At 39.8% G+C, this 23,391-nt stretch carries 22 protein-coding genes; 20 read left to right on the top strand and 2 right to left on the bottom strand.

The window, feature by feature from the left end:
- The first annotated feature begins 14 nt into the window (after positions 1-14).
- The 10 genes from IGL07_RS12935 (at position 15) to IGL07_RS12890 (ending at position 8,800) form a co-directional block, all read left to right on the top strand.
- Positions 15-404, top strand: a complete 390-nt coding sequence (locus IGL07_RS12935) for an LPXTG cell wall anchor domain-containing protein (RefSeq protein WP_002365408.1) — start codon at positions 15-17, stop codon at positions 402-404.
- Positions 361-1,095 (top strand): WxL domain-containing protein, encoded by a 735-nt coding sequence (locus IGL07_RS12930; RefSeq protein ID WP_195526211.1) that lies wholly within the window; start codon positions 361-363, stop codon positions 1,093-1,095. The genes IGL07_RS12935 and IGL07_RS12930 overlap by 44 nt, the downstream gene beginning before the upstream one ends.
- A gap of 4 nt (positions 1,096-1,099) precedes the next feature.
- Complete coding sequence (locus IGL07_RS12925) at positions 1,100-1,900, top strand: WxL domain-containing protein (protein WP_002383194.1); 801 nt, start codon at positions 1,100-1,102, stop codon at positions 1,898-1,900.
- Positions 1,901-2,659, top strand: coding sequence for a WxL domain-containing protein (locus IGL07_RS12920; RefSeq protein WP_002383195.1), 759 nt, complete (start codon positions 1,901-1,903; stop codon positions 2,657-2,659). It abuts the gene before it with no gap.
- 106 nt (positions 2,660-2,765) lie between these two features.
- Complete coding sequence (locus tag IGL07_RS12915; RefSeq protein WP_025189600.1) at positions 2,766-3,845, top strand: DUF916 and DUF3324 domain-containing protein; 1,080 nt, start codon at positions 2,766-2,768, stop codon at positions 3,843-3,845.
- 104 nt (positions 3,846-3,949) lie between these two features.
- On the top strand, positions 3,950-4,435 hold the full coding sequence (locus IGL07_RS12910; RefSeq protein WP_002415616.1) for a hypothetical protein: 486 nt from the start codon (positions 3,950-3,952) through the stop codon (positions 4,433-4,435).
- Entirely contained in the window at positions 4,410-5,891 is a 1,482-nt protein-coding gene (locus tag IGL07_RS12905) for a helix-turn-helix domain-containing protein (RefSeq protein ID WP_002378832.1), read from the top strand. Before IGL07_RS12910 ends, IGL07_RS12905 begins: the two co-directional genes overlap by 26 nt.
- Before the next feature lie 236 nt (positions 5,892-6,127).
- Entirely contained in the window at positions 6,128-6,625 is a 498-nt protein-coding gene (locus tag IGL07_RS12900; protein ID WP_002372752.1) for an RNA polymerase sigma factor, read from the top strand.
- A gap of 24 nt (positions 6,626-6,649) precedes the next feature.
- Entirely contained in the window at positions 6,650-7,534 is an 885-nt protein-coding gene (locus tag IGL07_RS12895) for an RsiV family protein (RefSeq protein WP_010817712.1), read from the top strand.
- 129 nt (positions 7,535-7,663) lie between these two features.
- Entirely contained in the window at positions 7,664-8,800 is a 1,137-nt protein-coding gene (locus tag IGL07_RS12890) for an ArgE/DapE family deacylase (protein WP_010710866.1), read from the top strand.
- A gap of 52 nt (positions 8,801-8,852) precedes the next feature.
- Here IGL07_RS12890 and IGL07_RS12885 read toward each other — a convergent pair whose 3' ends face one another.
- Positions 8,853-9,644: a hypothetical protein gene (locus IGL07_RS12885; RefSeq protein ID WP_002367471.1), complete on the bottom strand. Its 792-nt coding sequence runs from the start codon at positions 9,642-9,644 to the stop codon at positions 8,853-8,855.
- Between the two features lie 163 nt (positions 9,645-9,807).
- Between IGL07_RS12885 and IGL07_RS12880 the strand changes: the two genes are divergently transcribed.
- The 3 genes from IGL07_RS12880 (at position 9,808) to IGL07_RS12870 (ending at position 11,393) form a co-directional block, all read left to right on the top strand.
- Positions 9,808-10,191, top strand: a complete 384-nt coding sequence (locus IGL07_RS12880) for a YccF domain-containing protein (RefSeq protein WP_002354850.1) — start codon at positions 9,808-9,810, stop codon at positions 10,189-10,191.
- A gap of 88 nt (positions 10,192-10,279) precedes the next feature.
- The gene (locus IGL07_RS12875) at positions 10,280-10,705 is read left to right on the top strand and encodes an Rrf2 family transcriptional regulator (protein WP_002383201.1); all 426 of its coding nucleotides are present in this window, start codon (positions 10,280-10,282) and stop codon (positions 10,703-10,705) included.
- A gap of 58 nt (positions 10,706-10,763) precedes the next feature.
- Positions 10,764-11,393: an NAD(P)-dependent oxidoreductase gene (locus IGL07_RS12870; protein WP_002354854.1), complete on the top strand. Its 630-nt coding sequence runs from the start codon at positions 10,764-10,766 to the stop codon at positions 11,391-11,393.
- A gap of 79 nt (positions 11,394-11,472) precedes the next feature.
- Here the strand turns inward: IGL07_RS12870 and IGL07_RS12865 are convergent, their stop codons facing one another.
- Positions 11,473-12,672 carry a hypothetical protein gene (locus tag IGL07_RS12865; protein ID WP_010817711.1) on the bottom strand — a complete coding sequence of 400 codons (1,200 nt, stop codon included), beginning with the start codon at positions 12,670-12,672 and terminating at the stop codon, positions 11,473-11,475.
- Between the two features lie 191 nt (positions 12,673-12,863).
- Between IGL07_RS12865 and IGL07_RS12860 the strand changes: the two genes are divergently transcribed.
- From IGL07_RS12860 to mutL, 7 genes are all read left to right on the top strand, one after another.
- On the top strand, positions 12,864-14,108 hold the full coding sequence (locus IGL07_RS12860; protein WP_010817710.1) for a competence/damage-inducible protein A: 1,245 nt from the start codon (positions 12,864-12,866) through the stop codon (positions 14,106-14,108).
- A 113-nt stretch (positions 14,109-14,221) separates the two neighbouring features.
- Positions 14,222-15,268, top strand: a complete 1,047-nt coding sequence (gene recA / locus IGL07_RS12855; RefSeq protein ID WP_002354860.1) for a recombinase RecA — start codon at positions 14,222-14,224, stop codon at positions 15,266-15,268.
- Between the two features lie 396 nt (positions 15,269-15,664).
- A complete protein-coding gene (gene rny, locus IGL07_RS12850; RefSeq protein ID WP_002354863.1) occupies positions 15,665-17,221 on the top strand; it encodes a ribonuclease Y in 1,557 nt (518 codons plus the stop codon).
- 159 nt (positions 17,222-17,380) lie between these two features.
- The gene (locus IGL07_RS12845; RefSeq protein WP_002354864.1) at positions 17,381-18,178 is read left to right on the top strand and encodes a TIGR00282 family metallophosphoesterase; all 798 of its coding nucleotides are present in this window, start codon (positions 17,381-17,383) and stop codon (positions 18,176-18,178) included.
- A 73-nt stretch (positions 18,179-18,251) separates the two neighbouring features.
- On the top strand, positions 18,252-18,638 hold the full coding sequence (locus IGL07_RS12840; RefSeq protein WP_002359008.1) for a RicAFT regulatory complex protein RicA family protein: 387 nt from the start codon (positions 18,252-18,254) through the stop codon (positions 18,636-18,638).
- Entirely contained in the window at positions 18,639-21,215 is a 2,577-nt protein-coding gene (gene mutS, locus IGL07_RS12835; protein WP_002354867.1) for a DNA mismatch repair protein MutS, read from the top strand. It abuts the gene before it with no gap.
- Between the two features lie 31 nt (positions 21,216-21,246).
- Complete coding sequence (gene mutL, locus IGL07_RS12830) at positions 21,247-23,379, top strand: DNA mismatch repair endonuclease MutL (RefSeq protein WP_002415625.1); 2,133 nt, start codon at positions 21,247-21,249, stop codon at positions 23,377-23,379.
- Positions 23,380-23,391: the final 12 nt, after the last annotated feature.

The raw sequence follows: 23,391 nt of genomic DNA, 5'->3' as shown, positions 1-23,391 counted from the left end.
AGGAGAGAAGTGAGATGAAAAAATACCTTTTGCTTAGTTGTTTTTTAGGTCTTTTCAGCTTCTGTCATTCAGACACTGCGTTTGGGGAAGCAGCTTATGAAAATAGTGGTGTTGTCTCCTTTTATGGAACGTATGAATATCCCACAGAAGAGTCGACAACAGCGACAAGTAATTCTTCCACAACGACCGAACCCACCAAGCCAGCTGACGGAGGCGCTTCATCCGTCCTTTCTTCTGGCGTATATGGGTCGCGCCAAGGAAGATTACCGGCGACAGGTACCACCAATCAAGGACCATTTATTTATTTGGGAATCAGCCTTATCACTATAGGCATATTATTTATTAAAAGGAGAAGAGAAGATGAAAAAAACAGTATTAGCAGTAGTAGGGATTGTAGGATTTAGCGGTGTCCTAGCGACACAACAAGTATTTGCGGAAGATATTAACGTGAACTATACAAGTAATGGCGCCATTACATTTGAACCAGATACAGATCCAACGAAGCCAGTTAATCCAACCAATCCAGATGAAAAAGTTGAACCAGAAGATCCAACTGACCCAACTGGACCAAAACCAGGGACTGCAGGCCCCTTATCAATTGACTATGCTTCAAGCTTTCAATTTGGCGCCCAAAAAATCACTTCCGACACGAAAGATTATTACGCACAAATTCAAACATTTAAAGATGGAACAACAGGTCCCAACTATGTTCAGGTAACGGATAAACGTGGGACACAAGAAGGCTGGACGTTAAGCGCTGTACAAAATGCGCAATTCAAAACAGCCCAAAATGAAGAATTAGTGGGGGCCGCTTTATCGATTGCCAATGCAGGTGTGACATCGATTGTTGATGCCGCATACGCGCCAACACCAACAGCAGCACATACCTTTGTTCCTGGAACAGAAGTAGAATTAGTCAAAGCAGAAGATGGCAAAGGAATGGGGACTTGGGTCTATCGTTTTGGGAAAGATGCGACAGAAGGTGCTACTGCCGTGAAATTAAATGTCCCAGGTAAAGCGATTAAATTAGCAAAAGAATATCGTACGACCTTAACATGGACATTGAAATCTGTACCAACGAATGTTGGAGGCTAAGTAAATGAAAAAAACAGTCGTCTACTCCTTGTTATTCGGAACAATGTTGCTTGGCGCCACTGTTCCTGCTGAAGCGGCGACGGTCGTATTTGATAGCGAACAGTCGATTGTTTTTACCCCAAGCACAGATGGGACGGATCCAGTAAATCCAGAAAATCCCGATCCAGAAAAACCAGTTCGACCAGTCGATCCAACGAATCCTGATGGACCTAATCCAGGCACACCTGGGCCGCTTTCCATCGATTATGCCTCAAGTTTGGATTTTGGGAGTAATGAGATATCGAATAAGGATCAAACGTATTTTGCCAGAGCGCAAACCTATAAAAATCCAGATGGTTCAGCAAGTGAATTGGCAACTGCTAATTATGTGCAAGTAAGTGATTTACGGGGAACCAATGCTGGCTGGGTTTTAAAAGTGAAACAAAATGGTCAATTTCGTAATGCAGAAACATTACACAAAGAATTAACAGGCGCCACCGTCGCCTTTGCTGAGCCCAGTGTGCGCTCAAATGCGACGGACGTATTGCCGCCAACTGCTACCGCAAACATTCAATTGGATGCTGCAGGCGCAGAAACTGTTGTCATGCAAGCCCCAGAAAAGACCGGCGCCGGAACGTGGATCACGCTGTGGGGGCAAGCAGAAAAAGTGACCGAAAAAAATCAACAAGGACAGCAAGTAAATGCCACAATCACACGGGCAATCTCACTAACTGTTCCCGGGAAAACCCCTAAGGATGCAGTACAATATAAAACAACATTGACTTGGCTACTTTCAGATGTACCAGTAAATAATGGAGGGAAATAAATGAAAAAGACAAAAGTAATGACATTGATGGCAACCACAACTTTAGGCGCATTGGCACTTGTACCAATGAGTGCATTAGCAGTCGACGGTGGTGAATACCAAACAAACGGAGCGATTCAATTTGCACCAAATACGAACCCAACGAATCCAGTTGATCCGACGAATCCAGATCCGGATAAACCAATTACGCCAGTTGATCCAACTGATCCAACAGGGCCTAAGCCAGGGACAGCAGGTCCGTTATCCATTGACTATGCATCTAGTTTATCTTTTGGGGAACAAACGATTACCTCAAAAAATATGACCTACTATGCAGAAACACAAAAATACAAAGATAACGCTGGTGCCGATCAAGAAGGCCCGAACTTTGTTCAAGTCTCAGATAATCGTGGGACTGAAACAGGTTGGACGTTAAAAGTAAAACAAAATGGTCAATTCAAAACTGAAGCCAACCAAGAACTAACAGCGGCCAAAGTAACTTTAAGCAACGGACGCGTGGTTTCAGCTTCACAATCTGCAAAACCAACGACAGCGCCAGCTACGATTGAATTAAACCCAACTGGGGCTGAATCAGTGGTCATGGCTGCTGGCGATAAAGAAGGTGCGGGTACGTACTTAATGAGCTGGGGCGATAGTGTAGATGCCGCTAAAACAAGTATTTCATTAGAAGTACCTGGTTCAACCACAAAATATGCGAAAAAATACACGACAACTTTTACTTGGACTTTGACAGATACACCTGCTAACACAGGAAACTAAGAACGACAGCATACACGCAAGATCGGGATATAAGTCAAAAATTTTTTGGCTTATCTTTCGGTCTTTTGGTGCTTATAATACAACAAAGAATGACAGACATAGGAGAATGAATATGAACAGATGGAAAGTATATGCAACGGTAATCGCTTGTATGTTATTTGGCTGGATTGGCGTGGAGGCGCACGCTTCTGAATTTAATTTTGCGGTCACACCAACAATTCCCGAAAATCAAGTGGATAAATCAAAAACCTACTTTGACTTAAAAATGGTGCCTGGTGCCAAACAAACCGTAGAAATTCAGTTACGCAATGATACAGATGAAGACATTACCATTGAAAATACGGTGAACTCAGCGACAACAAATTTAAATGGCGTAGTAGAATATGGCCAAAACGGAATCAAACCTGACAAAACTTTACGCTTTAACTTAAAAGATTATGTGGAAGCACCGAAAGAAATCATCTTGCCGAAGCATTCCCAAAAGACCTTACCTTTAACCATCACGATGCCTAAAGATTCTTTTGATGGCGTGATGGCTGGCGGTATAACACTCAAAGAGAAAAAGAAAGAAACAACGACTTCTGCGGATCAATCAAAAGGGTTAGCTATTAATAATGAATACTCCTATGTTGTGGCTATTATTCTTCAGCAAAATGAGACAAAGGTTCAACCAGATTTAAAATTACTGGGGGTTAAACCAGGCCAAGTCAACGCGCGAAACGTCATCAATGTTTCTTTACAAAACCCACAAGCGGCCTATTTAAACCAATTACATTTAATCAACACTGTTTCAAAAGGAGGCGAAACGCTTTACCAATCCGATACTGAGGATATGCAAGTGGCGCCAAACTCTAACTTTAGTTACCCAATTTCTTTAAAAGGGGAACGATTAACGCCAGGGAAATATGTCTTGAAATCAACGGCCTATGGTGTAAAAGATGAAAAGGGCACCTATCAAGTCAAAGGTGCCAATGGTGAAGAACGGTACCTGTACAAATGGGAATTTACAAAAGAATTTACTATTTCTGGGGACGTCGCTAAAGAATTAAATGAAAAAGACGTAACCATTAAAGGAACCAATTGGTGGTTGTATCTACTGATTGCATTCATCATTCTAGCGCTGCTCTTATTGATTTTCTTCTTGTATCGTAAAAAGAAAAAAGAGGAAGAACAACAATCTGAGTAATAAAAAGGGCTATCTATTGACAAAAAGGGTTTTCCTTGTAAAAGTAAAGGTACTTTTACAAGGAATTGCTTCCCATAAAGTAGAGGTAGAGAGAGTGAGAAGCCATGAGAAAAAAGTATCTTTTTTTATTTAGTTCTTTGCTAATTTTTACGGCTGTCGAAATAGAACCAATTCAAACATTGGCGACACCTATTTATAATCCCTTAGAACCAACGGAAGAAATTCAACCAAAACCAGAATCAATCACCCCTCAGGAAAAGTCAGAACCGGAACAACCTGTGCCAACCCCTCCGGAAGATCAAAAAACAACGGTTCCTTCTGAAGAAAAAAAGCCTTCACCCAAGAAAAAAGACAAACCTGTGGAGAAACCGGCAATGTCAAAAGAAAAAAAGAAACAAACAAAAGAAACAACGGCTCATCCCCTACAAGTGAATAAAGATTTTGTCTTTCCTAACGGACTTGGTGCAGGCGGCGATGAAGAATCTGAAAGCTATTTAGCAGCGGTTGGGTACTTTCTTTCAGGAAATGGATTGTATGGGAAAAAAATGGATGTGAGAGAAGTCTATGATATTGATGATGTTTTTAAATAAAGTGGATAAAAGAAAAATCGCCTTATTTCAGTTACTGGAAAATGCACCGATGTTAACAGAGTCAAAAGAAACCGTAATGCAGGAGTTAGAATTATCTGAATTTATTGTGAACAAAACGGTTGCTGAATTAAATGCCGATTTTATTGAATTTGGTTTATCAGAGGATTTTCAAATTGTGAGCGATGGTATTTTCTTAACTCTTAATGAATCAGGAACGGAAACTTCCGCTACTTTGATTGATTGCTACATTAAAGAGTCGTTACGTTTTGCTATGTTTCAAGATTTCTTTTTTCAGCGTTTTGATTCTGTGAATGAGTTTGCTTTAGAACACTTTGTTAGTCACACATTGGCTTATAAGGAGTTCAAGGAATTAAAGAAAATGCTGGAAAATTATCAAATTACAATTAATAAAGAATTTCACTTGGTGGGAAATGAAACCAATTTACGCGAAGTAACAACACTGGTTTTTTTACAATTATACCAACGTGATTTTTCATTGTACGGTAAAAAAGTTTTAGAGCAGATTCGGAACTTTGAGCTATTTTTTTCTGAGAAGGTTCATCTTAATCAGCGTGCAGGCTATGCACAAGCTAAATGTTTTCATTTTTTGGCGGTTTCTTTAGTACGAACGCAGCAACAGTTTTATGTAGAGAAAAAAGTAGATTCGCAAGTGTTAAAACAATTAGCCGGTGACAATCAGCAGAATGTTTTCAACTGGTTAGAGAGTCTTCAAATCCCAGAACCACAACGAACAAACGAAGGCAATTATTTACTCTTATTTTTAATTGCTGAAGAGTGGCTTCAAGTAGCTTCAGCAGCACTTTGCCAAAGATTTGCAGAAATTCAACAATTGAATCGTGACTTGTTAAGCTATTTAAAAATACAATTTCAGCTTTCCGAGGAAGTCCTGCAAGGTTTTGAACAAAAAGTAACAATCGTTCATTTTAAATTGTTCCATTTTCCAATAGAAGCAAACTATAGTTATCGCAAAATGGATATAACCTACTTTGCAGAAACGTATACAGAGTATTTTTCTGCTAGTCGACAATTTATTCAAGAACAAAAAACGAATCCCGCTGTTTGGGATGCCAGACAGTTTTTATTTTATCGGTATCTGTTGTTAATGGTGGATGCGTTACCATTGAAAAAAGTTTTGGCTCCGATTACATTGTGTGTCGACTTTTCCTTTGGTGAAGCCTATAATCGTATGATACAAAAAAATATTGAAAAAATTACGGAATGGAATATCATTTTCAAAGCACATGTAGATGAAAGTGTACAATTAATTTTATCGGATATTCATTTTGTCGATTGGCCTGAGATTACTCAAATTATTTGGCTAGCGCCACCACGTCCTGTTGATTGGTCGCATTTTATTAAAACGCTGAGTGCACTAAGACCGCACTCGGGAGAAGAAAACAAGGTCGGGACAGCACCGCTTAGCTCCGAGAAATAAGAAGAAATTTCCGGAAATTGTTCTTTAATTTTTGGATAATTTCGGCTTATTTCCGAAGGAGCTGGTTCTGTTCCCGCCGTTTATCAGATTTTGAGCGTGGAGCAAAAATCCAAAGTGATTTTTGTACCGCGCTTTTTCTTTTAGAATATAAAAATTAAAAATAATAAAAAAGTTGAAACTTTTTATGCTTGTGATTCGTCTATATAAGTGTACAGGAAAGGAGGTTCCAGAAATCGATGGTTTTCGATGGTTGGAAAAGAAAAAAACAAATTCGCGCGTTAGAAACGCTTGTGGATACCAAATATGAAAAAATGTATCGCATTGCCTTTAACTATACACATTCGAAAGAAGATGCCTTGGATGTGATTCAAGAAAGCTTTGAAAAGGCACTGAAGGCCATCCAAAAAGGACCAGATATTAATGATTTTGACGCGTGGTTCTTTCGAATTCTGCTTTCTGTAGCGACAGATTATTGGCGTAAAAAGAAACGAGAAGCTGTTCATATTGAAAAAGATGAACATGTGTTAGCCCTTTTAAATAATCCCCAACGCAGTTTTTTAGAAATTGAAGAAATTATTAATCAATTAGATAGTCCCAATCGTGAAATTATTCTATTAAAATTTTTTGAAGGATTTACGCTAAAAGAAATCGCCTTGATCCTGGATATTAACGAAAATACGATTAAAACGAAGATGTACCGCAGTTTGAATGAACTCCGAAGTCTATTGAATTAGTAAAAGAAAGGAAGCGAAAAAATAATGGAAGATTTTGTAAAAAGCGTTGTTAAAAACTTTTCAAAAGAATACCGCCAACAACCGTTGCCAACGAATCTACAAGCGGAAGTCAAAGCGCGTTTTCATAAAGAGAAAAAGCGGTACACCTGGCTTCGTTTTAGAAACCGCTCACTGCAAAGTAGTCTAGTAGTAGCTTGTGGCTTTGTCTTATCAGTCAATTTGTTTCCAGGTTTTAGTGAAGCAGCCCGCAACATCCCTGTGTTAGATAAAATTGTTCAATTAGTCACCATCAAAACGTTGACAGCGAAAAAACAGGAAAGTGAAGTAAACATCGATGTCCCTAAAATCCAAACATCCCAAGAATCTTCAGTAGCCGATACACTCAACAAAAAATACTTGAAAGAAGCCCAAACAGAATTTCAACAAGTCAAAGGGCAATTGTTTGATGGTTCTCGTGTTTCAGTCACTGGAGATTATGAAAAAGTCGTGGACGACCGTCGCTTCCTAGTGGTCAAACGAACCTTCACAGAAATTAAAGGCAGCTCTGCGACGACAACGAAATATGACACCATCGACAAACGAGCCAATGTTGTCGTTTCACTCCCCTTAATTTTTAAAAATGATTTTTACATTGATGTCATTAGTAGTGAAATTAAACAACAAATAGCAGACCAAATGAAGAACGATAGCAATAAAATATACTGGTCCGAAAAAGAGGATGCCCCCAGTGATGTTCAACCCTTCAAAAAAATTAAAAAGGACCAACCTTTCTATATCAATGAAAAACACCAATTAGTGATTGTGTTTCCTCAAGGAGAAATTGCGCCTTACTATATGGGCACCCCTGAATTTGTGATCCCTAATCAAGTCATTGAGAATGAATTGGCAGCGCCTAATTATTTAAAATAAACTCAGTAAAAAACACGCGACATTTCTTAAAACTGTCGCGTGTTTTTTGCTGACCTAACCAAGTCAGTTGCGGTTTTACTGAGAGAAGCGTACACTAGAATTAAGCATAACAAGAAAGGGCGAATGGCAATGGAAAAATCAGAAAAAATTAGTATTTTACAAGATGTGGTTAAAATTAAATCTGTAAATGGAAACGAAGAAGAAGTGGCAATCTATTTACAAAATCTTTTGAAAAAATATGAGATCCCTTCTGAACTTGTTTCTTATGCACCAAATCGTAGTAGTTTGGTTGCTTATTTAGGTGAAAACCGAGAAAAAGTCTTAGGGTTTAGTGGCCACATGGACGTGGTTTCTGAAGGGGACGAAAGTCAATGGACTTTCCCGCCATTTGCGGCCCATATTGAAGGAAATAAATTGTATGGCCGTGGCGCAACGGACATGAAAAGCGGCTTAGTCGCAATGGTTTTAGCAATGATTGAATTAAAAGAAAAGGAAGTTCCATTAAAGGGAGCGGTTAAATTTTTAGGTACAGTTGGTGAAGAAGTCGGCGAGCTAGGTGCTGGCCAATTAACTGAAAAAGGCTATGCGGATGATTTAAGTGCCTTAGTCATTGGAGAACCAACCAATTATAACTTGATGTATGCGCACATGGGTTCAATTAACTATTCTGTTGTGTCACACGGAAAAGAAGCCCACAGTTCGATGCCAGAAGAAGGCATTAACGCGATTAATAATTTGAACGAATTTATTACAGAAGCAAACCAACAAATGGCGGAAGTCACAGCAAACTATGAAAATCCTGAATTAGGTCGAACGATTCACAATGTAACCGTCATTAAAGGTGGCACACAAGTGAACAGTATTCCAGGTCAAGCAACCTTGCAAGGGAATATCCGTTCAATTCCAGAATTCAGCAACGACCAAGTCATTGCATTATTACAAAAAATTATCGATGAATTGAACAAAAAAGAAAAACATCAGTTAGAATTAACGATTGATTACAATAAAATTCCTGTAAAAGCTGAGAAAGATTCTGCGTTAATCCAAGCCATTCAAGCCCAATTTGATCAACCATTACCATTAGTGACAAGCGCTGGGACCACAGACTTAGCTGAATTTACTAAATCAGACAATACATTTGATTGCGTTGTCTTTGGACCAGGTGTGACCACTACTGCACACCAAGTCGACGAATATGTCGAAATTGATAATTATTTAGATATGATTGATAAGTATCAAGCGATAGCAAAAAGTTATTTAAATTAAAAAAATGTCGCGCCTGAATCATAAAAATCAGGTGCGACATTTTTTATAAGGTTTATTCTACCACAGTCCATTCATTTAAGGTTTTGCCGTTCTCATCAACTAGCTCTAACCAGCTGTTTGTTCCAGCAAAATAGAGAAACAAGCCGACTTCATTAACGCTTTTTAAGACGATATCTTCCGTTGTGACAAAGTCTTTAAATTGGCCCTTGCGTTCATCACGAAGTTTTTCACCAAATCTGGCGGAGAAACCGACAGACCCGTCTTTATTTAAAGGGGCTTCTGGCATCATTGTCGCGCCAGCTTTAATAAGCATTTCATTGCGCTTTTGCCAAAAAACTGTTGCTTTGCTTTGTCGAGTATCAATATAAAAAGGAATTTGGCTGACTTCTTTTGTCCATTTGTGGCGTGCTTTGGCTGGTCTGGCTTTCTTCGGCGCCGGTTTTTTAAACAGAGAGTAGCCAAAACGTTCCAAGATAAAGGTGACTGTTTCTTTATAGTTAGTCACTGTCGCTACCGCACTTTTCGGAATTTTGACTGTCGTTGGGGTCGCTTCCAATGTTAAACCACTTTCTTTCGCATCATCTAGGAAAGCTTGCGCTAAATAGGCAAGTTCTGTGTCCCAAGTCGGTTTCAATAAAATCGAGTGATCAAAAGAAACTTCTTTATATGTAGCTTTTTCTTCAGCAAGTCCTAAAGCAACTAGTTGGTTATCTCTTAGCAAGAAAAGAATCGCTGCCTCTTTTTTCGGTAATTTAGTTGTTTGTTCAATGATTAAGTGGGCCTGATCGGCTAAATCAATGAGTGTCTTTGTTTTTTTTAAATCAACGGTTAAATGTAAGTCCATGAAGTCTGCTCCTTTATCGTTAGTTTCTTCATTGTATCATGAAACAGTGTCTTCGTCTTTTAACGAGTCAGCAACCTTACAATATTGTTTGAAACAAAAAGAAGCTTTCATGGTATACTTACTCACATGCATAATTTTTAATGAGGAAAGTAGAGGAACAAGAATGAAAACACTTGGCAATATTTTATGGTTCATCTTTGGCGGCTTTTTTGGTGGCTTATCTTGGCTATTCGCAGGCGTGATTTGGTGCATTACAATTATCGGTATTCCGATTGGTTTACAATGTTTCAAATTAGCGGGGTTGAGCTTTTGGCCGTTTAAAAAGCGAGTCGTGTATAGTGATAGCGGCGTATCTTTGGTGGTAAACATTATTTGGCTGATTATCAGTGGACTACCATTAGCAATTGGGCATTGTATTAGTGGCTTGTTGCTTTGTCTGACAATCATCGGTATTCCGTTTGGGCAACAATCCTTTAAATTGGCGAAATTAGCGTTAATGCCGTTTGGGGCCCGTGTTGTTTCAACAACTGATTTTTATTTTGAATAGTCAGAGGTTTCTCATTGACAAATAAAACGAAACAGCGTATTCTGTAAATGTAACAAGTAACGTTACATTTAGTTTGGAGTGATTAGACATGGCCATGTCAACGAAATTAAGTGTTGCGATTCATATTTTAAGTTTGATTGAAACAGGTCCTCAAGAACAAGTGACTTCTGAATACATTGCTTCGAGCGTGAATACGAATCCAGTCGTTGTTCGACGACTAATGAGCCAGTTAAAAAAAGCCGGCTTGATTCATTCCATGCGTGGAGCCAATAAAAATACCTTATTAAAGAAACCAGAAGAGATCTCACTGTATGAAATTTATACAGCGGTTGAATTGGAACGAGAGATTTTCAATATTCATCAAAATCCTAATCCAAACTGTTCCGTTGGGGCAAATATCCAATCGGTACTAGAAACTGAATTTACTAAAGTGCAACAAAAAATGGAAGAAGAATTGAAAAGCATCACCTTAGCAGATGTGATTCATGAAATAGAAGTTAAGAGAGATAAGTAATCTCTCTACTTTTAAAGTATTAAATGTAACTATTTTAGTTCTATTTAAAAATGAAAGGATGATTTACATGAAAGTAGCAGTATTAGGAGCAACAGGAAAAGAAGGACAATTACTTTTAGCAGAAGCTAAACGTCGCGGGATGGACGTGACAGCCATCGTTCGTAATGCCTCAAAAATAACAGATGGCACACCGACCATTGAAAAAGATGTTTATCAATTAACAACAGAAGATATTCAAGCGTTTGATGTATTAATTAGTGCCTTAGGATTCCCTGATGTGCAAGATTTCCCCAAATCTACCCAGCATTTGATTGAGATTTTAACCAATCAAAAAACGCGCTTGTTTGTCGTTGGGGGCGCTGGAACCTTGTATGTGGACCCAGAACACACAACTCAATTAAAGGATACACCATCATTCCCAGCAGAAATTCAGCCATTAGCTTCGGCGATGGGCGAAGCTTTAAACTTATTGAAAGAAGCTCAAAACATTCACTGGACCTATATTAGTCCTGCAGCCATGTTTGATGCTGAAGGTCCTGCGACAGGCCATTATGAAGTCGCTGGCGAAGAATTAACAACCAATAGTCAAGGTGACAGCTACATTAGTTACGCAGACTACGCCGTTGCCATGTTAGATGAAGTGGAAAGTAATGCACACCCAAATCAACGAATTAGTGTGTATCAATAAAAGAAAAAAATCATAAATAAAGAAAGAAGTGAGAGATAAAATGTTTTATCTCTCACTTCTTTCTTTATTTACACAAAAATTAATAACATTTAGAACAAGGTGTTAAGCCTCTTGCTTGGGCATCTGCCAACGTAGTTGCCGTATAGGTTCCATTTCCACATTTACGTGCATGGTATTTACTGCCAGTTGGTGTCACAAGAACAGTTGCGCTTGTTTCTGGACCAGCATTTGCAGCAGCCGTCTCGACTTCCGCCGGCGCCTGTGCGGCTTGTTGCGCCTCTGCTTCAGCTTGCGCTTTTGCTGCCGCTTCGGCTTGTTCTTTTTGCGCTTTTTCAGCGGCTAGTTTCTGAGCTTCTGCTTCTTTTCGTTGTTTTTCTTTGTGGGCATCTAATTGAGTTTTAACAACGGCTACCCGTTTTGTTAAAGCTTGATTTGGGGAGTTTAAAGCGTCAATTTGTTTGATCGCTTCATTATAGTAAGCTTCATTGGTTGGTTCTTGTTCAGCTTTTTCAACAGCGGCAGTTGCACTGGCGACTAATTGTTCATTTTTTTCTTTTTCAGTGATAGCGGTTTGAACAGTCGTTAATCGTTGTTGAAATCCTTCTTTGCCAACTGGGGCAGCAGCTACTAATTTTTCAGCTGCTTGATAATCGCTTTTACTTTTAGATTTTTCAGCAGTTGTAACTGCTTCATCAACAGGTACTGCTTCTTTGATTTTTTCAAGGCGATCATTGTATTCCTCGTATTCTTGACTTAATGAAGATACTAAGGTTGCGGCTTCATCATAGTTTTTCTGAGAAGGTTGTTTTTCAGCGTAAGCTAAGGCTTTTTCTGTTTTGGCCAATTCTTGCTCAGAATCTGTGATGCTCGCAATAAACTCTTTTGACGGTGTGACTTCGACTGATTTTTCAACTTTGGTATCTTTCTTCTCAGCAACAAAAGTGATTTTTTGCGTTTTTTCATCGGACAGTTTTACTTTGTAAGCAAACGTTTTGTCTTTCGTTTTTACTTCCTTGCCATTGGCCGTTAGTTTGCTGCTGCCATCGTATTCGCCTTTGATGGTGGCTGAGCCATTGGCATCGGTTTCAACACTCTCTGCATCAAGTGAAAGCGTTGGGGAAGAATCTGTCGTGGCAACCCCACCAATAAATAGAGCAGCACTTGCTAATGCGACATAGCCATATTGTTTTTTCGGTTGTTTCTTAATTAATGCTTTGATAGTCAGTCCCCCGCTGACAAGTAACCCTAATAGGCCCAAAAGTCCTAATACTACACTCATTCATTTCTCTCCTTTCGATATAACGTTATTATACAATGTATTGTGAGAAAATGAACATTTTTTTCGTAATAATTAATAAATTTCCTGATAAAAAAATTATTTCCTGAAGCTCAAATTCTTTTGTAAAAATTTTGTTGTGCTAAAATGGAAAGTGAGTTTAACTACGTATGTTATTAGAGAAGGGGAAATCAATGAAAGCAGAGATCATTGCAGTCGGAACAGAGTTATTACTGGGACAAGTAGTGAATACCAACGCCACCTTTTTATCAGAAGAGTTAGCTGCGCTAGGCATCGATGTTTACTATCAGACCGTTGTTGGTGATAACGGCGGCCGCTTAGAAACGCTACTAACAGAAGCAGAACAAAGAAGTGATTTAATTGTCCTTTGTGGAGGGCTAGGACCTACAGAAGACGATTTAACCAAGCAAGTTGTCGCACAACATCTCCATAAATCATTAGTAGAAGATCAAGAAGGATTGAACCGCTTGCACCAGTTTTTCCAACAGTCTAAGCGGCCAATGACGGAAAATAATCTACGACAAGTGTTAGCTATTGAAGGTGGACAAGTTCTTCAAAACCCGACAGGATTAGCGGTTGGTTCTTTCGTAACAGAAGGCACAACAAGCTATTTGCTCTTACCAGGACCACCCAATGAATTAATTCCGATGTTCCAACAAGCGGCACGACCTTTATTGATTGATGCGTTTCCACGAGAAGAACAATTGATTTCAAGAGTCTTGCGTTTTTATGGCATTGGTGAATCACAGCTGGTGACCGAGATTCAATCGTTGATTGCGCACCAAACGAATCCAACCATTGCGCCTTATGCTAAGCCTAATGAAGTGACACTTCGTTTAACAGTTAAAACAAAAGACTTAGTAGCTGGCGAAGAATTATTAACAGCGACGGAAGAAAAGGTTTTAGCTAAAGTGGGAGACTATTTTTATGGGTATGGGGATGACAATAGTTTAGCCAAGGTAACAGTGGATTTGTTATTACAAAACGGACAAACCGTCACGGCTGCTGAGAGCCTCACCGCTGGCCTATTCCAAAGTACACTGGGGGAAATTGCGGGTGCTTCGAAGATTTTTAAGGGAGGCTTCGTGACGTATTCGCAAGAAACAAAAGAGAACTTTTTAGGAATTTCTCATGAACTTTTAGAAGAGCATGGCACGGTAAGTGAAGCGTGTGCCAAAGAAATGGCAGAGAAAGCGCGTCAGTTAGCTAAATCTAACTATGGTTTATCATTTACTGGGGTCGCTGGTGACCCAATCGAAGGTCAACCGACAGGCACTGTTTGGATTGGGCTGGCGGAAGAAGGCCAACCAACCGTTGCAGAATGTTTCCATTTTAACCGTGACCGAAATTATATTAGACAGAGTGCGGTTATGCGAGGGTTAGATCTTTTGCGGCGCCGAATCATTAATAAAAAATAAATATGCGAATGTTTGTTCGGTTTTTTCTTGCTTTTTTGGTACAAAAGAGATATGATAGACCTACTAACAGGAAATGAAAAATAAGTTTATATAAATTAAAGGAGGATTATCCATTGGCAGATGATCGTAAAGTGGCTTTAGATGCCGCACTGAAAAAAATTGAAAAGAACTTTGGGAAAGGCTCTATTATGAAATTAGGCGAAAAAGCTGATCAAAAAATTTCAACTATCCCTAGTGGTTCTTTAGCGTTAGATGTTGCATTGGGCGTAGGTGGGTATCCACGTGGCCGAATTATTGAAGTATATGGTCCTGAGAGTTCAGGTAAAACAACTGTTTCTTTACACGCAATTGCAGAAGTGCAACGAAATGGTGGAACAGCCGCTTTTATCGATGCTGAGCATGCATTGGATCCTCAATATGCGGAGAAACTAGGCGTTAACATTGATGAATTACTTTTATCTCAACCAGATACGGGTGAGCAAGGCTTAGAGATTGCCGATGCCTTAGTTTCAAGTGGTGCGATTGACATCGTTGTCATCGACTCGGTTGCTGCGTTAGTTCCTCGTGCAGAGATTGATGGTGAGATGGGAGCGAGCCATGTCGGCTTACAAGCTCGACTAATGTCTCAAGCACTACGTAAATTATCAGGCTCAATTAATAAGACAAAAACAATTGCTATTTTCATTAACCAAATTCGTGAAAAAGTTGGCGTGATGTTCGGAAATCCTGAAACAACTCCTGGTGGACGTGCATTGAAATTCTACGCAACGGTTCGTCTAGAAGTCCGTCGTGCAGAGCAGTTGAAACAAGGAACAGACATCGTCGGTAACCGCACAAAAATTAAAGTCGTTAAAAACAAAGTGGCGCCACCATTCAAAGTGGCAGAAGTTGATATCATGTATGGCCAAGGGATTTCCCAAGAAGGTGAATTACTAGATATGGCTGTGGAAAAAGACCTTATCAGTAAAAGTGGTGCTTGGTATGGCTACAAAGAAGAACGAATTGGCCAAGGCCGTGAAAATGCCAAACAATACATGGCGGATCATCCTGAAATGATGGCAGAAGTGTCTAAATTGGTCCGTGATGCATATGGCATCGGTGACGGTTCAACCATTACAGAAGAAGCAGAAGGTCAAGAAGAACTACCCTTAGATGAATAAATAACGAGTGAATACGACTCGTTAAGAAGAAGGACAACACTTACTGAACAGGACAGGTGTTGTCTTTTTTTGTTTAGAACTAAATTGTTAAATAGACTGTTGTCCATGTCCGAACCCATCCACATCAAGCAGCTTAGTCAAACAGCAGACTATGCGGCGTTTGTTCTAAAATTTAAACAATTCGTGACGGCGGAAACCTAAAAATGTGACGTTGTCTAATATTTGCTGCCCTTTCCAAAAGAAAGGGCTTTTTTAAGTTGACACCTTTCGCGACAAACATTAGAATAAAATTGTGTGTATGCACAAATATGCAAGTAGGCATATTGATAATTGATTTTAGTTTATCAAAAAACTACAAGATATGAATTAACAAAAAGATAGTATGGAGGTGGAAATATGGTTTTAAATATTCTCCTCGCTATCGTCGGTTTGATTGTCGGTCTTGGTTTAGGATTTGTTATTGCAAAGTCACGTCATGATAAAGCAATAAATGGTGCAAAAATTTCAGCGTCGAGTATTCTCGAGAACGCTCGGAAAGAATCAGAAACACTGAAAAAAGAAGCATTGCTAGAAGCTAAGGAAGAGAACCAGAAGTATCGTTCAGAAATTGAAAGTGAGTTGAAAGAAAGCAGATTAGAACTTAAATCTCAAGAAAATCGTTTAATTCAACGGGAACAAACGTTGGATCGTAAAGATGACTCTCTTGAAAAACGTGAAGGCTCACTGGAAGAAAAAGAAGAGAAACTTGGTGCTAGACAGCAATTAATTGATGAGCGAGAAAAAGAAGTAGAAAACTTAATTAATCAGCAACATCAAGAATTAGAACGAATTGCTTCCCTTTCAAAAGAAGAAGCAAAATCGATTATTATGAAGTCAACAGAAGAAGAGTTGAATCATGAACTAACCTTGATGGTCAAGGAGTCAGAACAACGTGCCAAAGAAGAATCTGATCGCAAAGCGAAGAACTTGCTTTCCCTAGCAATTCAACGTTGCGCTGCTGATTCTGTTTCTGAAACAACTGTTTCCGTGGTCACTTTACCAAATGATGAGATGAAAGGTCGCATTATTGGTCGTGAAGGACGTAATATTCGTACATTGGAAACATTAACAGGGATTGACTTAATCATTGATGATACGCCAGAAGCGGTTGTGTTATCTGGATTTGATCCAATCAGACGAGAAATCGCTCGAATGACCTTGGAAAAATTAATCCAAGATGGTCGGATTCATCCCGCTCGTATCGAAGAAATGGTAGAAAAATCACGTAAAGAAATGGATGAACGGATTCGTGAATACGGAGAACAAGCAGCCTTTGAAGTAGGTGCTCATACGTTACATCCTGATTTAATTAAAATTTTAGGCCGTTTACGTTTCAGAACAAGTTATGGTCAAAATGTCTTGAACCATTCAATCGAAGTAGCAAAACTGGCTGGCGTTTTAGCCGCCGAATTAGGCGAGGATGTTCAATTAGCCAAACGTGCAGGGTTACTACATGATATTGGGAAAGCATTGGATCATGAAATTGAAGGTTCTCACGTTGAGATTGGCGCAGAATTAGCTGCGAAATATAAAGAAAATTCAGTAGTTATTAATGCCATTGCCTCGCATCATGGTGATGTGGAAGCAACCTCAGTTATTTCTGTTTTAGTGGCAGCCGCAGATGCGTTATCTGCAGCCCGTCCAGGTGCACGTAGTGAATCGTTAGAAAACTACATTCGCCGCTTAGAAAACTTAGAAAATATTTCTAATAGTTTTGAAGGCGTTGATTCAAGTTTTGCTGTTCAAGCAGGACGTGAAGTTCGTGTCATGGTGAAACCAGAAGAAATTTCTGATTTAGAATCTGTTCGTTTAGTTCGAGACATTCGGAAGAAAATTGAAGATGACTTGGATTATCCAGGACATATCAAAGTAACGGTTATCCGTGAAACACGTGCCGTAGACTATGCGAAATAAAATAAAAAGCGAATAAGTATCGCGTGTAGTGTCTCAACGAACAATTGCAAGGATTGTTCGTTGAGACACTTTTTTTAATCTTTTAAAACCAAAACTTTCTTTTCAAAGCGAAAACAACTATAATAAACAAGAGATGTTAAAAAGAGAAGAGGAACCTTTTTGCGTATATTATTTATAGGAGATGTTGTCGGTTCTTTAGGAAGAGAAGCCTTAGCAACGTATGTCCCTAAATTAAAGAAGAAATATCGTCCACAAGTGACCATTGCCAATGGTGAAAATGCGGCATCTGGTCGGGGAATTACTGGCAAGATTTATAAGAAATTTTTGCAAGATGGTGTCGATGTTGTTACGATGGGTAACCATACGTGGGACAACAAGGATATCTTTGAATTCATTGATGATGCGAAGAAAATGGTTCGTCCAGCGAACTTTCCAGAAGATGTGCCTGGTCAAGGAATGGTTTTTGTGAAAGTCAATCAATTGGAACTAGCGGTGATTAATTTACAGGCCCGCACATTTATGGTGCCATTGGAAGATCCTTTCAAGAAAGCCGCCGAGCTAGTGGCTATCGCTCGCAAACGGACACCGCTCATTTTTGTGGATTTTCATGGCGAAACGACGAGTGAAAAACAAGCCATGAGCTGGTTTTTAGATGGCCAAGTTTCAGCCGTTGTTGGAACACATACGCATGTTCAAACAAATGATGCTCGGATTTTACCGAAAGGGACAGCCTTCTTAAGTGATGTCGGTATGACCGGACCTTATGATGGGATTCTAGGAATGAAGCGTGAACCGATTATTGAGAAGTTTATGACAGCATTGCCGAAGCGCTTTGAGGTAGTCGAAACAGGGCGGACAATTTTATCTGCCTGTATTTTAGAGATTGATGACCAAACGGGCCAAGCGAAGATGATTGAGCCGATTCAGATTAGCGAAGATCGCCCGTTTCAAGAATAATAGAAGAAAAGTTAATCTCGGATCATTAAGAGGTTAACTTTTTCTGCTCTTATAGAAAAAGTGCCGGTGAAAGATGAAGGTGAAAAAAATGGAGCCGTTGAATTTAGATGCACAAAGTAATAAAGAATTAGAAAAATTGTTACATTTAATTGGACAAGATGAAGTCATTCAGCGCTACCAAGCGATTGAAGAAAAGGTAAAGAAAAACAAAAAGCTGACAGAATTAGTGGAAGAAATTAAAGCTGCGCAAAAAGATGCGGTTCAATTTGCTCACTATGGCAAACCAACTGCTGAAAAAGAAGCCATTCAACGAGCTGATGCGAAAACAAAAGAATTTGATGAGCACCCACTCGTTGTAGCCTACCGCGAACAACTGATCGAAGCCAATGACTTAGTCCAACATGTCACGGCGCTCATTCAATACCGCGTGAACGAAGAGCTAGAGAAGGAAGGGAATTAAATGCCACAAAAGACAAAAAATACACCCATGATGGAACAATATTTGTCCATTAAGGCCCAATACAAGGATGCGTTTTTATTTTATCGCTTAGGTGATTTTTATGAATTATTTTATGAAGATGCTATCAATGCAGCGCAAATCTTAGAATTGACGTTAACCAGTCGTAACCGCAATGCGGATGATCCGATTCCTATGTGTGGCGTTCCTTATCATGCCGCGCAAGGCTACATTGATACGTTGATTGAGCAAGGCTATAAAGTAGCGATTTGTGAGCAAGTGGAAGATCCAAAGACTACCAAGGGCATGGTCAAACGAGAAGTGGTCCAGTTGGTAACGCCAGGAACGGTGATGAATAGTAAAGGCTTGGAAGCCAAAGACAATAATTACTTAACTGCTGTGCTAACAGATGGTAATCAGTTTGGTTTTGCCTATGTAGATTTGAGTACAGGCGAATTAAAAACAGCAGTCTTGGCTGATGAAGAGGGCGTTTTAAACGAAGCTTCTGCGTTGCAAACAAAAGAAATGGTCCTAGGTTCAGGGATTCCTGAATCGTTAAAAGAGAACTTAAGTTTACGTTTAAATATTATCTTTTCGACACAAGAAACGGTGGAAGAAAATGCCGAGTTTAGTTTTTTAACCAATGAACTGATTAATCCATTAGAAATTGAAATTACAGGCAAATTATTATCTTATTTATCCGTTACCCAAAAGCGGAGCTTGTCCCATATTCAGAAAGCTGTGGAATATCAGCCAGATCATTTCTTGAAAATGGATCATTATTCTAAATTCAATTTAGAATTGAGTCAGTCGATTCGAACAGGACAGAAAAAAGGGACTCTTTTGTGGCTATTAGATGAAACGAAAACAGCTATGGGCGGCCGTTTATTAAAACAATGGTTGGATCGTCCGCTAATTCAGGAACGTCAAATTAAGGCGCGTCAAGAAATGGTGCAATCCTTATTAAATGCCTATTTTGAACGCTTAGATTTGCAAGCAGCATTGACGAACGTTTATGATTTAGAGCGGTTAGCAGGACGCGTGGCATTCGGCAGTGTGAATGGGCGTGATTTAATTCAATTACGGACCTCTTTAGAACAAGTACCAACGATTCGACAGTTAATTGTCGGGATCAATCAAGGGGAATGGGATGATTTGTTAGTCGACTTAAACCCCGTTGAAGATTTAGTGGCATTGATTGCGACGGCGATTAATGAAGAAGCCCCTTTACAAATTACTGAAGGAAATGTTATTAAGGACGGCTATAACGACCAATTAGATGAATACCGTGATGCCATGCGCAATGGTAAGCAATGGCTAGCGGAGTTAGAAGCGAAAGAACGCCAAGAAACAGGGATTAAAAACTTGAAGATTGGCTACAATCGTGTCTTTGGTTATTTCATTGAAATCACTAAGTCAAATTTAGCGAATTTAGAAGAAGGAAAATACGAGCGGAAGCAAACATTAGCTAATGCGGAGCGCTTTATTACGCCCGAACTAAAAGAACTAGAGCGTTTAATCTTAGAAGCTGAAGAAAAATCAGTTGAACTAGAATATCAATTGTTCTTGGCCGTGAGAGAACAAGTAAAAACGAATATTGATCGATTGCAAACACTGGCTAAAACCATTAGTGCGGTTGATGTTTTACAATCTTTTGCAACAATTAGTGAACGGTATCAATACGTTCGACCAACGTTAAGAAGTAACACGAAAAATTTGGCGATTGTCGAAGGACGACACCCAGTCGTGGAAAAAGTTTTAGGGCACCAAGAATACATTCCAAACAGTATCCGCATGAACCCAGAAACAGATATTCTCTTGATTACTGGACCAAACATGTCAGGGAAAAGTACCTACATGCGTCAATTGGCTTTGACGGTGGTCATGGCGCAAATTGGCTGTTTTGTACCAGCGGAAAGTGCTGAAATGCCAATTTTCGATCAAATTTTTACACGGATTGGGGCCTCTGATGATCTAATTGCAGGGCAAAGTACCTTTATGGTAGAAATGATGGAAGCCAACCAAGCACTGCGGCACGCCACGCCTAACAGCCTAATTTTATTTGATGAATTAGGACGCGGCACAGCAACCTATGATGGGATGGCGCTAGCGCAAGCCATCATTGAATATATCCATCGTGAAGTACAAGCCAAAACGCTATTCTCTACACATTATCATGAACTAACTGTTCTAGATGAAACCTTAAAAGGCTTGAAGAATATTCACGTGGGCGCTGTCGAAAAAGATGGCGAAGTGGTCTTTCTTCATAAAATGATGGAAGGACCTGCTGATAAGAGTTATGGGATACATGTTGCTAAAATCGCTGGTTTACCAAGCCCACTTTTAGAACGAGCAGCCACCATTTTATCCGCTTTAGAAGCGGAAGAAACAACGATTCCAAGTTCAGTTCATCATGAAGAAGTTTCAGAAGTCCATGAAGAAACCGAGCAACTTTCATTATTTAAAGAAGTTTCAACAGAAGAATTAAGTGTCATTGACACATTGAAGAAAATGAATCTATTAGAAATGACACCACTAGATGCGTTAAACATGCTTCATCAATTGCAAAAACGTATCTAATTAGGAACCGAACCGGTTAGGAGGTCGTGAAATGGGGAAAATTCAAGAACTATCCGAACAACTAGCCAACCAGATTGCTGCTGGTGAAGTTGTTGAACGTCCCGCTTCTGTCGTCAAAGAATTGGTGGAAAATGCACTGGATGCAGGAAGCACCCAAATTGATATTTTTATTGAAGAAGCTGGCTTGAAAACCATTCAAATTATTGATAATGGTGAAGGAATTGCCAAAGAAGATGTACTGAATGCCTTCAAACGCCACGCCACAAGCAAAATTCACACAAGAGATGATTTGTTCCGAATTCGCAGCTTGGGGTTCCGAGGCGAAGCCTTACCAAGTATTGCCTCAGTTTCTGAAATGATTGTCGAAACTGCCACAGCTGAGGAAGAAGAAGGCAGCTATGTGATTCTAAAAGGGGGCAAGGTCGAAGAAAACCGACCAGCAGCCCTCCGTAAAGGTACAAAAATGACCGTTTCTAATTTATTTTATAATACGCCCGCTCGTTTGAAATACGTCAAAACGATCCAAACGGAATTGGCCAATATCGGTGACATTGTCAATCGTCTGGCGTTAAGTCACCCTAAAGTCGCTTTTCGCTTAGTTCATGACGGCCACAAAATGATGAGTACAACAGGCAATGGTGATTTAAAACAAACGATTGCCGGGATTTATGGCATTAGCACCGCAAAGAAAATGTTGAAAATTGAAGGAAAAGACCTTGATTTTACTTTGACAGGGTATGTCTCATTGCCAGAAGTCACACGGGCCAGCCGTAACTATTTATCAACGATTATCAATGGTCGTTATATTAAAAATTTCGCGTTAAATAAAGCAATTGTAGCCGGCTATGGTTCGAAACTAATGGTGGGGCGTTTTCCAATTGCTGTGTTAGAAATTGAAATGGATCCGCTGTTAGTCGATGTCAATGTCCATCCTACTAAGCAAGAAGTTCGTTTAAGTAAAGAAAAAGATTTAATGGCATTAATTGAACAGGCGATTCAAGAAGTGTTGAGCCAAGAACAGTTGATTCCCAATGCGGCAGACAATTTGCGTTTTAAAAAGAAACTACCGCCAGAACCTAAAGCCGAACAAATGGAAATTCCTCTATCGACTGAACAACCTGCGGTAAAACAACGACCGGGCAGCTTAAGCTATAATCCCGCAACGGGTCGCTTCTATGCGGAACATGCGACAGACGAAACACCAGCCTCAAGCGCCCCTGAAGCTGTCAACCAGACAGAAAGAGCAGTGGACCCAATGGACGATCCATTTGCGCCGCCAGTGCCAGAATCAACGAGTATAGCAGAAGAAACGTCAGCTTACGAAACCTCTTCGGCAGATGTTGATTCCGCAAATCAGTGGGAAACAGCTAGTAATGAGCAACAGGTAATAGCCGAAGAAACGAAAATAACTGAAGTATCTGATTCAGAACCTTCTCTGCGTTCATCAGAGGCTGCTGACGAGGTTTTCCAAGAAGAAATGAAACTTCACCCGGAATTCGATGCCAATAGCGCTGCGAGTCAAAGAGAACTGAAACAAGCCTTGAACAAGTTGGAAGAAGAACGACCGACAGAACGTTTTCCTGAGCTAGAATACTTCGGTCAAATGCACGGAACTTATTTATTCGCACAAAGCAAAGATGGCCTGTTTATTATCGACCAACACGCTGCCCAAGAACGAATTAAATACGAGTATTTCCGTGAAAAAATTGGCGAAGTCAGTGACGATTTACAAGAGCTATTGGTACCAATCGTTATTGATTATCCAAATAGCGATGCCTTGAAAATTAAAGAGCAGAAAGAAACCCTTGCGGAAGTCGGCATCCATTTGGAAGACTTTGGACAAAATAGTTTCATTGTGCGGGCGCACCCAACTTGGTATCCTGCAGGCGAAGAGGAAAGCATTGTTCGCGAGATGATTGACATGTTGCTAACAACTGGCTCGGTCAGCGTGAAAAAATTCCGTGAAGCAACTGCCATTATGATGAGCTGTAAGCGATCCATCAAAGCCAATCATTACCTCAATGAGCAACAAGCACGCGTGCTATTAAAAGATTTAGCCTTGTGCGAAAATCCGTTTAATTGTCCGCATGGACGTCCGGTGCTGATTCATTTTACGAATTCAGATATGGAACGAATGTTTAAACGCATTCAAGACCCCCATTAAAAAGAAACGAGG

It is taken from the genome of Enterococcus sp. DIV1368f (assembly GCF_051712245.1).
Lineage (GTDB): Bacteria > Bacillota > Bacilli > Lactobacillales > Enterococcaceae > Enterococcus > Enterococcus faecalis.
This window is presented reverse-complemented; position numbering and strand designations above follow the sequence as displayed.